Origin of the sequence: Massilia sp. CT11-108, from assembly GCF_047302915.1 — a bacterium.
GTDB classification, from domain to species: Bacteria; Pseudomonadota; Gammaproteobacteria; order Burkholderiales; family Burkholderiaceae_D; genus Telluria; species Telluria orientalis.
In genome coordinates this window covers 1-232 of the sequence record NZ_JBKYMO010001798.1, presented here as the reverse complement: position 1 = coordinate 232, position 232 = coordinate 1, and the positions used below count along the sequence as shown (strand labels likewise).

The following is a 232-nucleotide window of genomic DNA, read 5'->3' as shown; positions in this document are numbered from 1 at the left end:
AGGCGGCGCAGGCGAGGAGGAGAACGCGGGTAGTGGTCTAGCTGGCGACGAGATTTCCGGTACCTTGAATGCGGGAGCTTTGAAAGGCTCGGGCATCTTTGGCATAGGCTTCGTCGTGTCTGCTTCTGGCGATTTCGGTGCGGGTGTAGGCGAGATTGAGCGCGCGCGGCTTGGTGCAGGGGATTCGTCCATGAGCTCATCAACCTCGTTGGCCTCTTGTTCGGGCGAAGAC

General features: G+C 60.3%; 1 protein-coding gene. It reads left to right on the top strand.

Going from position 1 to position 232, the window contains the following annotated elements; translation table 11 throughout:
* Positions 1-232 (top strand): hypothetical protein (locus ACEN88_RS36365; RefSeq protein WP_413347221.1); only part of this gene is annotated, 232 nt, incomplete at both ends.